This window comes from Lentzea roselyniae, from assembly GCF_039537795.1.
GTDB classification, from domain to species: Bacteria; Actinomycetota; Actinomycetes; order Mycobacteriales; family Pseudonocardiaceae; genus Lentzea; species Lentzea atacamensis.
The window spans coordinates 19,483-33,952 of sequence record NZ_BAABBE010000050.1 but is presented as its reverse complement, the minus strand read 5'-3'; the positions used below and the strand labels follow the sequence as shown (position 1 = coordinate 33,952).

Below are 14,470 nucleotides of genomic sequence, written 5' to 3'. Positions count from 1 at the left end.
GCGCATCGGGCAGCAACGGCTGCGCCAGCAGCCACAACGGCTCCGGGCACCACTTCTCCACATCGTTCATCGCTGATCAACGATATAGCCTACCTTGCAACACACCCAAACGAGATGCGGTCTAAGTGGCCGGTTGATTTGTCGGTTTGCGGGTCGGATCGGCAGGTTGATCTTTGATCCAGGCCAGCACGTCACGCAGGCGGGCTCGGCCGGGCTCGGTCGTTTCGATGAGCGGAATCGTCGCCACCCGCACCGTGGTTCGTCAAGACCAAAGGACGTGCCGGTGGCCGACCACCAGCCTTCGACCCGCAGCTCTACAAGCAGCGCCACGCCGTGGAGTGCGGGATCAACCGACTCAAACGCAACCGATCTGGGGCCATCCGCCCTGCACGTCGGAGTTCCTCGCGGCTCGGCAGATCCTGACACAATTTGTCCCAGTTCCAAACTGAAACCTTGGTAGGGTGTTGGTGTGACGATCAACCCGACCACACGCGACTACAACAAAGCATCGGTCCTCGACGCCGTTCTCGCCCAGGCGCCCTTGACACGCAACAAGGTCATCGAGCTGACCGGCCTGAGCAAGGCCACGGTGTCGCGGGCGGTGGAGGAGCTCCGGGCCGATGGCTTCGTGGTGGACCGCGGGGTCGACGCGGTCGCCGGTCGCGGGCGGCCGTCCACCTACCTGGACATCCCCGGCACGACCGGGTACGTCGTCGGCGTGAGCTTCGGTGCGCAGACCACCGGTGTCCTCGCGACCGACCTGAGGGGGCGCGAGATCCAGCACGTGATCGTGCCCACGGCGACACACGACGACGTCGGCAAGGCCGCCGCCTGGCTGGCCGGCCTGATCGCCGGTGTCAGCCAGCACGCGGAGGGTCCGCTGCGCCAGGTGGTCGTGGCGGTGCCCGCCAGAGTCCGCGGCGGTGCCGAGATCTTCGGCCCGGCGGCGTCGATGAAGTACATCGAGGGCTCCCGTCTGCAACGCGCGCTGGCGGATCTGGTCGGCGCTCAGGTGCTGCTCGACAGCGACGCGAACGCGTCGTTGCTGGGAGTTCTCGCCGATGACGGCACGATCAGAGACGCCGCGCTCTTCAGCCTCAGCAGCATCCTCAACTTCGCCTGCTGCACCGATCACGAGCTGGCCCGGGGGAGCACGCCCTCGTTCGGCGACGTCGGCGTGCTCTGTTCCGGGGTGCACGACAAGACTCTCGACGGGCTGATGAGCGCGGGAGGCCTGCTCGCGTTCGCACGTGAGCAGGGGCTGGACTTGGAGCGCATCGACGACCTCTGGGTGGAGACGCACCACGACGACGTGCGCGCGGCGGTGGTGGAGGCGTTCACCACGGCGATGGTGACGGCCGTGAGCGCCGTCGTCGTGACCCTGGACCCGGAGTCGATCTACTTCGTGGGCAGGCTGCGTACGCTCGTCGAGGAAGTCCTGCCGGAGGTGCGCACACGCCTCGAGGAGCGCCTTCCGGCAGTTCCGCGACTCACGGTCGTCACGCAGGTGCTCGGACTGTCGACCGCGCGTGGTGCCGTGTACTCGTGCCTGATGCTGGCTCATGCTCGGTTGCGGGAAGCCCTGCTCGACGCACGTCGCCAGGCACCGCGGGTGGAGCAGCCCGCGCCCGCGTTCTGAGTCAGCTGTGACATCACACCTCGCGCAGGGGTGTTGCAGGATTATAAAGTTTCAGTTAGGAACTGGAACGAAGGATGGTTCGGTGAGATCACCAGCGGGGGAGACTCCGGCGGAACCAGCCGGAAAGTGACGGCCGATGACTTCGACACTGAGCCGGGCGCTCGCCAGCTACCCGAACCGCTTCGACCCGGCCGTGCTGGACGCGCTCCCCGGACGTCTCCAGGACACGATCAGGCGCCGGAGCGAGGTCCTGGGACCCGGCTACACCCTCATCTACCGCACGCCGGTCGAGTTCGTCTCCGGTCACGGCGCTCACCTGATCGACCGCGACGGCAACGACTACCTCGACGCCTACAACAACGTCCCGTGCGTTGGGCACGCGCACCCACACGTGGTGGAGGCCGTCACCCGGCAGATGTCGGCGGTCAACATCAACACGCGCTACGTCCAGGACTCGCTGGTGGACTACGCGGAGCGACTGCTCGCGACCTTTCCCTCCGAGTTGTCGAAGCTGAGCGTGGCGTGCAGCGGCTCCGAGGCCAACGATCTCGCGATGCGCGTGGCCAGGTTCCACACCGGCGCTGAGGGCATCATCGTGACCCGCTGGGCCTACCACGGCATCACGCGTGAGGTCGCGAGCTTCTCGCCGACCCTGGGCACGGGATCTCCGCTGGGGCCGAACGTCCGGCTGATCGACCCGCCCGACCCGCGGCTCGTCGCGCCGGGGTCAACGCTGGCCGACCGCAGGTGCGTGGCGCGATCGACGACCTGGAGCGTCACGGTTACCGGCTCGCCGCCCTGGTCACGGACGGGGCGTACAGCAGCGACGGGATCTTCACCGACCCGGTCGGCTACCTGAAGGCGATGGTCGAGGAGGTGCACGCGGCCGGCGGTGTCTACATCGCCGACGAGGTGCAGTCCGGATTCGCCAGGCTCGGGGAGTCCATGTGGGGCTTCGCGCGCCACGACGTGGTGCCGGACATTGTGACCATGGGCAAGCCGATGGGCAACGGGTTGCCGGTCTCCGGTGTGGTCTTCCGCCCGGAGGTCTCCGACGAGTTCGGGCGGAACGTGCGGTACTTCAACACTTTCGGTGGCAGCTCGATCCCCGTGGCGGCGGCGGCCGCGGTGCTGGACGTCTTCGAGCAGGAGAACGTGCAGCAGCGCGTTCTTGAAAACGGCAGGGCTCTGCGCGCCGGGCTCGAAGAGATCACGCGCGAGTCGCCGTTCGTCGCCGAAGTCCGCGGCAACGGTCTCTACGTCGGGATCGAGCTGGTGAAGGACAGGGATACGCGGGAACCAGACCGTGCGCTCGCCGACGACGTCATCAACGACCTGCGTGACCGGCGGGTGCTCATCAGCGGCACCGCGCGCGGGGCGAACGTGTTGAAGATCCGACCTCCGCTGGCTTTCGACGCCGCCGACGTGACCCGGTTCCTGGAGACCTTCGCCCGGGTCGCTCAGGACCGGCTGTAGCGGCTGACCGAAGGGACGGCACCGTGACCATCTCACCGCTGGAGGGCCCCGGCAGGCGCCTCATGGTCGAAAGCGGACTGGCGTCGGCCTGCGAGCCCGTCGACGTGACGCTGGTGGAGACGCTTCTGGAGCAGCACTACCTGCTGCGCCGGCGGCTCGAGCGGCTGGCGACGGAGAAGGACGACACGTTCCGGCTCACGACCGGCTCGGGTGAGCACCTCGTGAAGGTGTCGCCGCCGGGCGAGGACGAGAGCGTCGTCGACCTGCAGACCGCCGCGATGCGTCATCTCGAGGACACAGCTCCCGAGCTGCCGGTCCAGCGCGTGCGGCTGACCATCGACGGGAGCGACAGCGTGGTCGTCGGCGAGGATGATCGCGGAACGCGAATCCTGCGGGTGTTCGGCTTCGTCGCCGGTCCGGTCTGGGCCGATGCGGACCGGGACGCGCGGCAGCTCGCCGGGGCGGGCGAGATGCTGGGCCGCGTCGACGTGGCACTCGCGGGATTCGCGCACCCCGCCGACGGGCGCGGGCTGGCGTGGGACATCAAGCACTTCCACCACCTGGCCGGGCTGGTCACGCACACGCCGGACGCCGCGCACCGCCGGCTGGCAGGAGAAGTCGCCCGGCTGTTCAGCGAGGCTGTGGTGCCGCGCCTGAACGGCCTGGAAACACAGGTGATCCACGGTGACTACAGCCCGTACAACGTGGTCGTGAACCCGCACGGCGATCCGTTCGTGACCGGCGTGATCGACTTCGGCGACACGGTGCGCAGCGCTGTGATCTTCGACCCCGCCGTGCCGATGGCGAACCTGCTCGGCCGCACGCCGGAGGACCCGTGGCGGGAGGCCGCCGCCTTCCTCGTGGGCTACGAGCGGGCGCGGCCGATCGTGGACGCGGAACTGCCGCTGCTGCCGGTGGCCGCGCTGGCCCGGCTCACGTTGCGCGCGCTGATCACGAATTGGCGCGCGCAGGTTGTCCCACAACGGCGTGAGTACCTCCTCGCCCACGCCAAGGACGACTGGACCAACGTCGAGCGGGCCCTCTCCGTGCCCCTGGCCGACGTCGTCGCCCGATTCCGGTAAAGCCGACCACCGAACTCCTGAGGAAGAAACTCATGAGCCCGACCGTGATCAACGACGTCCCCAAGCAGCTGTTCATCGCCGGTGCCTGGCAGGACGCGGAGTCCGGCCGCACTCTGGCCGTCGACGACCCGGCCACCGGCGAGCAGCTGTGCCGGGTCGCCGACGCCTCTCCCTCCGACGGCAGGCGCGCCGTCGAAGCGGCGGTCGCGGCCCAGCCGAGCTGGGCTGCGACCCCGCCCCGCGTCCGCAGCCAGATCCTGCGCCATGCCTCGGCCGAGGAGGTCGTGCAGGACACCTGGCTTGCCGTCGTCCGCGGCATCGACGGCTTCCGCGGCACTGCGTCGCTGCGCACGTGGGTGTACCGGATCCTGGTCAACACAGCGAAGAAACGCGGCGTCAAAGAAAAACGCACGGTTCCGTGGACGAGCGTCGATCCCGATGGCGGGCCGACGGTGGACCCGTCCCGGTTCCGGGGCGCGGACGAGGGTTTCCCCGGCCATTGGCGCGAGTTCCCAGAGCCGTGGGTGCTCGACGGCGAGCTCCGGCAGGTGGTGGGACGGGCGCTCGACGACCTGCCGGAACGGCAGCGCGTGGTTGTTGTGCTGCGTGACGTGGAGGGCCGCACGTCCGAGGAGGTGTGCGCGATGCTGGAGATCTCACCGGCGAACCAGCGGGTGCTGCTGCACCGCGGTCGTGCGGCGGTCCGGGCTTGCCTGGAGACCTATTTCGCGACGTCAGGAGGAACGGCATGACGTGCGAGGAGTTCGTCGAACTCGTGACGGCGTTCCTGGAGGGAGCACTGGACGAGGCGGCCGAACGCGCTTTCGTCGAGCACCTCGCCGAGTGCCAAGGCTGCGAGCGCTACCTCGACCAGTTCGGTGCGACCATCGCCGAGCTCGGCGAGCTGCCGCCGGAGTCGCTGCCGGACGAGACGCGCGAACGGCTGCTGGACGCGTTCCGGACGTGGGGCCACGCCACTGACGGCCCCGCAGGTCCGCCGGAGCATCACCGCTGAGTTCAGACGAACGACGGTTCACACGAGGCGTCCTCTCCTCCTACCTTCGGTAACTGATCGGAAACCCCTGCACCCGTCCGCCCCGGCGGACGGGATTCCGTGAGGAGCCCAACTTGATGAAACCCCTGCGCGTGGGGGTGCTCGCCGTGCTCACCGCATCGGCGGTCGCCCTCACGATGTCGGGCGCGTCCGCGCACGATCCCGACACCCCTGAAGGACAGGCGGCGGCCAGAGCGTTCATGGCCGACTACCGGCCGGCCGAACGGCACGCCGTCACCGGCACCGCGGCCGGTGTGCCGTGCGTCAACGGCAAGGCCGACATCTACCCCTGCAAGAACGTCGATCTGCTCAGCGTCTTGCCGCTGGCCCAGATGGGTGGCGGCAACGGCAACGACATCTGGGGCTGGACCGACCCGTCCTCCGGCAAGGAGTACGCGATCGTCGGGCGCACCAATGGCACCGCGTTCGTCGACGTCAGCACTCCCACCGCGCCGAAGTACCTGGGCAACCTGCCGTCCAACGGCGGCAGCAGCACGTGGCGCGACATGAAGGTCTACAAGGACCACGCGTTCATCGTCGCGGACTTCATCAGCGGCCACGGGATGCAGGTGTTCGACCTGACCCGACTGCGCACCATCACCACGCCGCAGACGCTGACCGCGGACGCGCTCTACAAGGAGTTCGGCCCGGCGCACAACATCGCCATCAACGAGGAAACCGGCTACGCCTACGCGATCGGCTCCAACACCTGCCGCGGCGGCCCCCACATGGTCGACATCCGCACGCCGAAGTCGCCGAAGAACGCGGGCTGCGTATCGCAGGACGGCTACACGCACGACAACCAGTGCGTGATCTACCGCGGGCCCGACGCGGCCTACCGGGGCAAGGAGATCTGCTTCAACTCCAACGAGGACACGCTGACGATCGTCGACGTGACCGACAAGGCGAACCCGGTCCAGATCTCGCGCAAGGGCTACTCGGGCGCGCAGTACTCGCACCAGGGCTGGCTCACCGAGGACCAGCGGTACTTCCTGCTCGACGACGAGTTGGACGAGTCGCGCGGCACCGACAAGCGCACCAAGACCTACATCTGGGACCTCGCGAGCCTCGCCAACCCGGTCCACACGGGCGTCTACAACTCGCCCGCGACGGCGATCGACCACAACCAGTACATCAAGGGCAAGTACTCCTACCAGGCCAACTACCAGGCAGGCCTGCGCATCCTGGACGTCAGCAACGTCGCCGCGGCGCAGCTGACCGAGGCCGGGTTCTTCGACATCTACCCGGCCGCCGACGAAGCGAAGTTCAACGGGGCGTGGAGCAACTACCCGTACTTCGCGAGCGGCATCGTCCTGGTCAACGGCATCGAGCAGGGCCTGGTCGTGGTCAAGCCCAACCTCGGCGCGGTGGAACCACCGCCGGGAGGGAAGTTCGAGAACACCACCGACGTGTCCATTCCGGATGCGGGCGCGGCGGTGACGTCCTCGGTGGCCGTGTCCGGGCTGGGCGGCAAGGCACCGGCGACGCTCAAGGTGAACGTCGACATCAAGCACCCCTACCGAGGTGACCTGGTGATCGACCTGGTGGCGCCCGACGGCACGGCCTACCGGCTCAAGGGTTCGAGCAACGACGGTGGCGACAACGTGATCGCCACCTACGACGTGAACGCCTCCGCCGAGGATGCCGTGGGCACTTGGCTGCTCAAGGTGCAGGACGTCTACCGCTCCGACGTCGGCTACATCGACGCCTGGAGCCTGCAGTTCTGAGGTGAGGTGCCCCGGCCTCGGCCGGGGCATCCCCGCTTGGGGGGGTGGATCATGCGCAAGCTGGGTTTCATCGACTGGGTGTTCGCACTGCTGGCCGTGGCGATCGTGGCCGGCGGCGGGATCATGCTGTTCCGTCCATCGGCCGCTTCGCCGCACTCGGTGCACCAGCAAGCGACTCAGGACGTCGTACCGGCGAGCCACAGCGACGGTCTGTCCGAGGTGGAGGGTGGATACCGCTTCGAACGCGTTGTTGTGCCGGAGAGCCGGGGAAGCGCGGTACCGGTGGCGTTCCGCATCCTCGGCGGCGACGGCAAGCCCGTGACCAGGTTCCTGGACAACCAGACCAAGCAGATGCACTTCTTCGTCGTTCGCGATGACATGCACGTGTTCCGGCACGTGCATCCCACGCTTGACGGCGACACGTGGCGGATCACGATCGACCTGCCCGATGGCGGCGCATATCGCATGTTCGCCGAGTTCATCCCGTTGGACACCAAGGACCCGCGGCACCCCGTGGTGCTGGGCGTCCCGTTCAGTCTCGCGGGTGACACCGCGCTGATGCCGGTCCCCGCACCGGACGCGAACAGTCGAACCGCAACGGGTTACTCGGTCACACGGGTGGATGAACCGGCCGCACTCCCGTTGCTGAACGAACGCAAGCTGCGATTCGCCATCCGGACCCCGGACGGCGCACCGGTCGAGACCCTGGAACCGCATCTCGGTGCCAACGGTCACATGACCGGATTCCACACGATGCTGCTCTCCGCGACGCACTTGCACCCCGTCGAGCCGCTCGGTGCACCGGTGATCAACGGCGAGCTGACCTTCCGGTCGGTGTTCGCCGAGCGCGGTGAGTACCGGCTCTTCCTCGAGTTCTCGCACGGCGGACGGCTGCACACTGCGTCAATCACCGTTGCGGTCGAGTGACTGGCCGGCAGACAGCTGGCAGATCAGTCGTCCGGTGAACAACGGCTACCGGGCACGGGGCGTGGCGGAGCACGGCGTGGCTGATGGAACCGAGCACTGCCCGCCGTACAGCGCTCCGGTCATGGCGCGATCACGGTTCCAGACTCGGTGCCGACCTGGTCCCAGTTGTAGCCACAGTGTTCGGCTCAGCGAGCGCCTCATCGGGATGTCGGACCACGCGTGAACCGCGAGCAGATCGCAATCGCGGCGCCGGGCGAAGTCGAACGCGAAGTCGATCGCCGCAGCGCTGGTGTCCGACCCGTAGACCCGGCCACAACGCGACCGGCGTTCGTTTTCCCACGTGTGCTTACGACCTCCCTACGATCCCACAGGCCTGGCGGAAGTTCGATTGCTCAGTGCAAAGATTGCACTGTCCGTGATGAACGACGGCGGAGATCGGAAGCCAGAACAGGTACCCTCACGTTTCTCGCTGGCGTGTGGCTGATCGCGGCACCGCTGCTGCTGGACTTCGACGCTGCACTGGAGGCGTTCCGGCCCTATAGGGTTCGCTGGCGCTCGCTGTGGTGATCATGCTGGCCGGAATGCTGCGCGCATTGGCGCCATTGGACGCTCCGTGGCTGCGCACGGTGAGCATCGGGCTCGCAGCAGCGCTTGTCGCGGCTGGGTTCCTCGTACGCTCCGACGTCAGCTCGGTGGTGCAGATCAACCCGATCGTGGTCGGAGCGGCGATCGCACCGGTGTCGCTGGTGGTCGCCATCGACGCGGGCAGGTGGTTGGGCTGAGTGCGTCAGATCCAGCCGAGATCGGCTGAAGTCACCGCGGGTTCGCCGCCGGCCTTGGTGAACGCGGTGAGCGCCTCGACGAGGCCGCGTCGTTCGTCTTCGGACATCTTCGCCACGATCCGGCTGATCGCCGCGCGGCGCCGGCGCGTCACGCCACGTACTACACGGGTGCCTTCCTCGGTCAGTTCGACGATCCGAGTACCGCGGCTCTGACAGCGGAACACGCGCCGTCGGCACCCACGACGAGGTCGAACCAGTCCTCGTCGCCGTTTGCGAAGATGGCCGTGACACCGCAGTCGTCGGCGACGAGGACAGGCAGCTCCGCACCACGGCGATCGACCTCGCCACCGAGAGCGTCGCTCAGCACCGCGAGCATCTCGTCCTGGCCCAGCACCGGGCGGTGCGGGGGAGGCTCGGGGTGTACAGCGAGCGGCACCCCGGCGGCGTCGACCGCGACGAGGTCGCAGCGGGGCTGGCGTCGTTCGACGAGCGCCGGCAGCAGTCCCAGCCGCCGCGCGGCGTTGAGGCCGAAGTCGGTGAGGGCTGCGGGAATTCCTCCGGGCCGTGCGGGCGTTGCGGCAGCCGGCACGACGACGTCCCAGTCACTGCGCAGCAGACGGTAGGCGGCCGCGAGGCCACTGACACCGGCGCCCATGACGAATGCTCTCCTGGCGGGCATGACCGTCCCTTCGAACGGAAGGCTGTCACGCCGACCAGGCTTCCCGGCACACCGCTGTCCGGGACAGGTGATGAGACCCCTACCGGAAAGACGCGGAGTCGGAATCGCCTTGCGCGTATCTCGATCTGGCCGGCGTCGAGTCCAGGTACCTCCGTCGTGAGGTCGGCGCACCGCCGGACGGCGCACGTCTCGGCATCATTGCCCGCACGCGGTCAGATCGGTGAACGAAACGCAGACGCAAGCCTGGACTCTGCTGTCCTAATTGGACTTGGCATGCCCCATCTCACGCGCCACGACCCCGACGACGCGAGTTCCACTGGCCTGGCGGAGAACAACAGGAGTAAGGTGATCGGCGGAGTGCCGGGAAGCCTGGTCGGCGTTGTTGTCGTTCGCGCAGACGAGGACCACGCATGGCCACCACGGCTCCGGTGATCGATGCCTCTGAGCTGACCAAACGCTACGGCGATCTCGCTGCCGTGGACGCGGTTTCCCTGCGGGTGGAGCCGGGGGAGATCTACGCGCTGCTCGGCCTGAACGGCGCGGGCAAGACGACGATGATCCGGATGCTGCTGGGCATGGTGCGCCCTACCAGCGGTCAGGTGACGCTGCTGGGTGAGCGTGTGCGGCGCGGCCACAACGAGATGTGGTCGCGCGTCGGGTACCTCGTCGAGACCCCGACGGCCTATCCGGAGCTGACGGTCGTCGAGAACCTCGCGGTCGTCGCACGTTTGCGAGGCTTGACCGACCCGCGCGCCGTCGGTGCCGTCGTCGAGCGGCTCGGGTTGAGCGCCTACGCCGGCAACCGTGCGGGGACCCTGTCGCTGGGCAACGCGCAACGACTTGGCCTCGCCAAGGCGCTGATCCACCGCCCTGACCTGGTGATCCTCGACGAGCCGGCCAACGGCCTGGATCCTGCCGGAGTGGCCGAGATCCGCGCGCTGCTCTTCGATCTCGCGCGCGAGCACGGGGTCTCCGTGCTGCTGTCCAGCCACATCCTGACCGAGGTGGCACGGCTGGCCACCAGGATCGGAGTGATCGATCACGGCCTGCTGCTGAAGGAGATCGCCACCGAAGACCTGGCGTCGCTCGCGCGGCCCCGGTTGAGCGTGGCCGCACGCGACGGCGACCGAGTCGCGGAAGCGCTGCGTGTGGCTGGGCTGGTCGCGAGCGCCGACGGCGACGGGTACGTGATCGAGGACGAACGTGCCGTGCGGCGTCCCGATGACGTCGCCGCGTTGCTCGTGGCAGCGGGTTGTCCGCCGACGAGGCTCGTCGTGACACAGGACGACCTGGAGACCTACTTCCTGAAGCTGGTCGAGCCGCGGTGAGCGCGATGAGGGCTGCGGTCGCGGTGGAAGCGCTGAAGATGCGGCGCTCGAGGCTGCCTTGGCTGACGGTGCTGGCGTTCAGCGTTGTCGCGCTGGTCGGCGGGCTGTTCATGTTCATCCTCGCGGATCAGCAACGGGCGCGGGCCATGGGGTTGCTGGGCGCGAAGGCGAGCTTGGTGGCGAACGAGGCGGATTGGGCGGCCTACTTCGGGTTCCTGGCCCAGGCGAACGCGGTCGGCGGCATGGTCGTCTTCGGTTTGGCCGTGACGTGGCTGTTCGGCCGGGAGTTCAGCCAAGGTACGGCCAAGGATCTGCTCGCCCTGCCGACCGGACGCGGCGTGATCGTGTCGGCCAAGTTCGTGGTGGGCGCGGTGTGGTTCCTGGTCCTCGGCGGCTACGTCTACCTGCTGGGCCTTGCCATTGGTGCCGCCCTCGGGCTGCCCGGCTGGTCGGGTGTCCTGGCGGTGGCCGGGTTGGGAAAGCTGATGACCACCTCGGTGATGACGACGTTGTTGGTCGCGCCGGTCGCGCTGGCTGCCAGTGCCGGTCGCGGTTACCTGCCCGGTGTGGGGTTCATGATCGCGGCGGTGTTCCTGGCGCAGATCGTCGCCGCGCTCGGTTACGGACATGTGTTCCCGTGGTCGGTTCCGGCCCTGTTCAGCGGTCTGGCGGGCCCGGAGCGCGAGCAGCCCGGCGTGCTCGGCTACGCACTCGTGCTCCTGGTGGGGGTCGGTGGCGCGTGGGCGACCGCCTCCTGGTGGACGCGGGCTGACCAGGATCGGTAGAGGGGAGGCGAGATGGGTCTGATCCGGTTGTCGGAGACCGACCGTTCCATGGTCGATCTAGTGGGTGGCAAGGCCGCCGGTCTCGGTGAGATGGTCAAGGCGGGTGAGCGGGTCCCGGACGGCTTCTGCCTGACTGTCGAGTCGTACCTCGCGCGGGATCTTCCCGAAGCCGATCTGCTCGACGCCTACGAGCGGCTCGGTGGAGGACGTGTCGCGGTCCGGTCCAGCGCCACGGCTGAGGACCTGCCGGACGCCAGCTTCGCCGGCCAGCAGGACACCCACCTGAACATCGAAGGGGCGGACGAACTCTTCGACGCGGTCCGCAGGTGCTGGGTCTCCCTGCATTCCGAACGCGCGGTCGCCTACCGAGCTGCCGCGGGAATCGACGACGCCGCAATGGCTGTCGTGATCCAGCGCATGGTCGATCCGGTTGTCGCCGGAGTCACGTTCACCGCCAATCCGATCACCGGGTGCCGCACCGAAACGGTCATCGACGCCGCTCCCGGTCTGGGCACGGCCGTGGTGGACGGCTCGGTCGTCCCAGACCACTACGTGTTGTCCCGCAACGCGCCCGCCACCCCGAACCCGGACGGGTGCCTCGACGGGTCCCAGCTCGAACAGCTGCGGGAGGCGGGGAGGCGGCTGCAGCGGCATTTCGGTGTCCCGCAGGACATCGAGTGGGCGTTCGACGGCGAGGGTCGGCTGTGGTTGCTCCAGTCGCGGCCGATCACGACGTTGTTCCCGCTGCCACCTGACACCGGCGACACCCGGCTGTACCTGGAGATCGGTCACATCCAGGGAATGCTGCGACCGTGCACGCCGATGGGTGTGGCGCTGCTGAAGACGGGCGCGGCGATGTGGTTCAAGTCCTTGGGAGCGAAGGTCGATCCGCGAGACCCGCTGCCTCGGCTGGTGCCGATCGGCGGGCGCCTCTACCTCGACCTGACGGATTTCGTGCGCAACAAGGCGATGCGCAAACAGCTCCCGACATCGCTGGAGATATACGGGCCACGGGTTCGAAGCGCCGTCAACCGCGCGATTGACGACCCGAGATTCGCGCCACGACGGGGCTTGCCATTCCGACCTGGCACCGCCCTCAAAGCTGCAGCACGGCTCATGCTGCCCGCGATCGCCGGGTTCGTGTCCAGCCTGGCCCGTCCCGCCGCCGCGCGCGCGAGGGCGTACCGCGGCGTCGAGGAGATCAAATCCACGCTGACACCGCCGCCGGAGTCCGCCACCGCCGCCGAGCGGCTGCGCTGGGTCGTCGAGGACTCGCACAAAACGGTGATGAGCCCGGACATGAAGGGAATCCTGTGGCCGCTGATGGCCGGCATCGTCGCCGGGACGACCCGGCAGGATTGCTCGACGAAGTCGCCTCGCCGGAGGAGCTCGACACCGTCCTGGGCGGGATGCCGCACAACGTCACCACGGAGATGGACCTGGCGCTGTGGGACTTGGCCGTGAACGCACGAGCGCATGGCGACCTGTTCTCGAGCACTCCACCTGAGCAGCTCACCGCCAGGTACTTCGCCGGGGAGCTGCCGGACATCGGGATGGCCGCTTTCCTGGACAGGTACGGCATGCGCGCGGCCGCCGAGGTCGATGTCGGCGTACCCCGCTGGGCAGAGGACCCCGCGCCGTTGTTCGCCACGATCGCCAACTACCTCCGCGTCGACAACCCGGAACAGGCACCCGATCGGCGGTTCGCAGCCGCGGCGGCCAAGGCGGAGGAAATGATCGAGACGCTGTCCCGCCGGGTGCGGAGTCAGCGGCCGATCCGCGGGCGTGTCGCAGTGTTCTTCATGCGCCGGTCACGTCAGCTCACCGGTCCGCGCGAGATCGGGAAGTTCGCCTGGTTGCCCGCGATCCAGGCGTCGCGCCGCCAGCTGCTCCTCATCGGTGAAGATCTGGTCGCACGGGAGCTGTTGGAACGTGCCGACGACATCATGTTCCTGGACCTCGAACAGGTACACGCGGCCGTGCACGGCGGTACCGACCATCGTGAGCTCGTCACACTGCGCCGCGCAGCACACGAGCGAGAACAACGGCGGCCCACAGTCCCCGGCGCGCTGTTGTCCGACGGGACGGACCTCGAGGCGCTCGCCCCTGCGGTACCCGCGGACAACGGTGTGCTGGTCGGCATGTCAGGCGCAGCAGGACGTGCAACCGGCCGGGCACGCGTGATCCACGATCCCTCCGGAGCGCACATCGAGCCGGGCGAGATTCTCGTGGCGCCCACCACGGATCCCGGTTGGACACCGCTGTTCCTGACCGCCGCTGGACTGGTGACAGAGACCGGGTCGCCGGTCGCGCACGGACCCACGGTGGCTCGTGAGTACGGGATTCCCGCGGTGATCTGCGTTCGCAACGCCACCCGTGAGATCAGGACCGGGCAGCTCATCACCGTCGACGGCGCGGCGGGAACAGTCCGCGTGGAAGGGATCCCGCCAGCCGATTCGTGATCGGTTGCGGTGGTTCTGGTGGTCGAGCACGGGAGATACCTGGTTGGCAACCTCTGCCGCAACGCCGATCAGGACCGGGAGCCCGGCGGCGTTCCCACAGCCACCCGAAGCGGTCGATCCGCCACAGCTGCGCCACCACGACCACGGTCGCACCGAATACCGTCGGCCACACCTCCAGGGCGATCAGACCCCAGAAGATCATGCCGAAGCCGATGACGCCGAGGGCGACCAGCAGGCGCAACACCTTCCGGTGGTCGGGTGGTACGAGGTCGCGGTCCTGTACCCAGGCCCGTTCGCCGTAGATGCCACGTGCCGCCCAGCTGCGCGGTTCGCGCACCGGTGGGAACACCCTGGGGTTGACGAACAACCAGGCGACGACGGCGCCAACGGGCAAGAGACTCCACCAGCCGATCCACGTGCGGCTCCAGATCGACAGCAGCATCAAGGGAATCGACCGCCGCAAAGCGCTGTGGGCTCTCGGCGCCCGCTGTCTACGCCGCTGACTGCTCGGCGAGCTGGGCGGTCAGCT

At 68.2% G+C, this 14,470-nt stretch carries 16 protein-coding genes and 2 pseudogenes; 14 read left to right on the top strand and 4 right to left on the bottom strand.

Annotated features, from left to right (window positions below; genetic code table 11):
- Positions 1-270 precede the first annotated feature (270 nt).
- The 9 genes and pseudogenes from ABFX45_RS42840 to ABFX45_RS42800 form a co-directional block, all read left to right on the top strand.
- Positions 271-423, top strand: a pseudogene (locus ABFX45_RS42840) (IS5-like element ISMt1 family transposase); the annotation flags it as partial.
- A gap of 46 nt (positions 424-469) precedes the next feature.
- On the top strand, positions 470-1,639 hold the full coding sequence (locus ABFX45_RS42835; protein ID WP_346136782.1) for an ROK family transcriptional regulator: 1,170 nt from the start codon (positions 470-472) through the stop codon (positions 1,637-1,639).
- Between the two features lie 136 nt (positions 1,640-1,775).
- Positions 1,776-2,498, top strand: coding sequence for an aminotransferase class III-fold pyridoxal phosphate-dependent enzyme (locus tag ABFX45_RS42830; RefSeq protein WP_346136780.1), 723 nt, complete (start codon positions 1,776-1,778; stop codon positions 2,496-2,498).
- Complete coding sequence (locus tag ABFX45_RS42825) at positions 2,387-3,115, top strand: aminotransferase class III-fold pyridoxal phosphate-dependent enzyme (protein ID WP_346136778.1); 729 nt, start codon at positions 2,387-2,389, stop codon at positions 3,113-3,115. The genes ABFX45_RS42830 and ABFX45_RS42825 overlap by 112 nt, the downstream gene beginning before the upstream one ends.
- A gap of 23 nt (positions 3,116-3,138) precedes the next feature.
- Positions 3,139-4,197, top strand: coding sequence for a phosphotransferase (locus ABFX45_RS42820; protein WP_346136776.1), 1,059 nt, complete (start codon positions 3,139-3,141; stop codon positions 4,195-4,197).
- A gap of 32 nt (positions 4,198-4,229) precedes the next feature.
- On the top strand, positions 4,230-4,949 hold the full coding sequence (locus ABFX45_RS42815; protein WP_346136774.1) for an aldehyde dehydrogenase family protein: 720 nt from the start codon (positions 4,230-4,232) through the stop codon (positions 4,947-4,949).
- Positions 4,946-5,212 (top strand): anti-sigma factor family protein, encoded by a 267-nt coding sequence (locus tag ABFX45_RS42810; protein WP_346136773.1) that lies wholly within the window; start codon positions 4,946-4,948, stop codon positions 5,210-5,212. Before ABFX45_RS42815 ends, ABFX45_RS42810 begins: the two co-directional genes overlap by 4 nt.
- 116 nt (positions 5,213-5,328) lie before the next feature.
- Positions 5,329-6,978, top strand: coding sequence for a choice-of-anchor B family protein (locus ABFX45_RS42805; RefSeq protein WP_346136772.1), 1,650 nt, complete (start codon positions 5,329-5,331; stop codon positions 6,976-6,978).
- A 51-nt stretch (positions 6,979-7,029) separates the two neighbouring features.
- Positions 7,030-7,905 carry a hypothetical protein gene (locus ABFX45_RS42800; RefSeq protein ID WP_346136770.1) on the top strand — a complete coding sequence of 292 codons (876 nt, stop codon included), beginning with the start codon at positions 7,030-7,032 and terminating at the stop codon, positions 7,903-7,905.
- On the opposite strand, the pseudogene ABFX45_RS46705 reads toward ABFX45_RS42800, so the two are convergent.
- Positions 7,886-8,020: pseudogene (locus ABFX45_RS46705) on the bottom strand (universal stress protein); the annotation flags it as partial. The gene ABFX45_RS42800 and the pseudogene ABFX45_RS46705 overlap by 20 nt on opposite strands.
- A 466-nt stretch (positions 8,021-8,486) precedes the next feature.
- Between ABFX45_RS46705 and ABFX45_RS42795 the strand changes: the two are divergent.
- Positions 8,487-8,687, top strand: coding sequence for a hypothetical protein (locus ABFX45_RS42795; RefSeq protein WP_346136768.1), 201 nt, complete (start codon positions 8,487-8,489; stop codon positions 8,685-8,687).
- A 5-nt stretch (positions 8,688-8,692) separates the two neighbouring features.
- Here ABFX45_RS42795 and ABFX45_RS42790 read toward each other — a convergent pair whose 3' ends face one another.
- Entirely contained in the window at positions 8,693-8,839 is a 147-nt protein-coding gene (locus tag ABFX45_RS42790) for a hypothetical protein (protein WP_346136766.1), read from the bottom strand.
- Between the two features lie 29 nt (positions 8,840-8,868).
- Positions 8,869-9,366, bottom strand: a complete 498-nt coding sequence (locus ABFX45_RS42785; protein WP_346136764.1) for an FAD-dependent oxidoreductase — start codon at positions 9,364-9,366, stop codon at positions 8,869-8,871.
- Positions 9,367-9,776: 410 nt separating this feature from the next.
- On the opposite strand from ABFX45_RS42785, the gene ABFX45_RS42780 reads away from it, so the two are divergent.
- From ABFX45_RS42780 to ABFX45_RS42765, 4 genes are read left to right on the top strand one after another with little or no spacing between them, the layout of a single operon-like run.
- A complete protein-coding gene (locus tag ABFX45_RS42780; RefSeq protein ID WP_346136762.1) occupies positions 9,777-10,694 on the top strand; it encodes an ABC transporter ATP-binding protein in 918 nt (305 codons plus the stop codon).
- Between the two features lie 5 nt (positions 10,695-10,699).
- Positions 10,700-11,479: an ABC transporter permease gene (locus tag ABFX45_RS42775; protein ID WP_346136760.1), complete on the top strand. Its 780-nt coding sequence runs from the start codon at positions 10,700-10,702 to the stop codon at positions 11,477-11,479.
- Between the two features lie 12 nt (positions 11,480-11,491).
- Positions 11,492-12,943 carry a PEP/pyruvate-binding domain-containing protein gene (locus ABFX45_RS42770; RefSeq protein WP_346136758.1) on the top strand — a complete coding sequence of 484 codons (1,452 nt, stop codon included), beginning with the start codon at positions 11,492-11,494 and terminating at the stop codon, positions 12,941-12,943.
- On the top strand, positions 12,838-13,941 hold the full coding sequence (locus tag ABFX45_RS42765; RefSeq protein ID WP_346136756.1) for a PEP-utilizing enzyme: 1,104 nt from the start codon (positions 12,838-12,840) through the stop codon (positions 13,939-13,941). The genes ABFX45_RS42770 and ABFX45_RS42765 overlap by 106 nt, the downstream gene beginning before the upstream one ends.
- Here the strand turns inward: ABFX45_RS42765 and ABFX45_RS42760 are convergent.
- A complete protein-coding gene (locus ABFX45_RS42760) occupies positions 13,880-14,404 on the bottom strand; it encodes a DUF6653 family protein (protein WP_346136754.1) in 525 nt (174 codons plus the stop codon). The genes ABFX45_RS42765 and ABFX45_RS42760 overlap by 62 nt on opposite strands.
- Positions 14,405-14,470 lie beyond the last annotated feature (66 nt).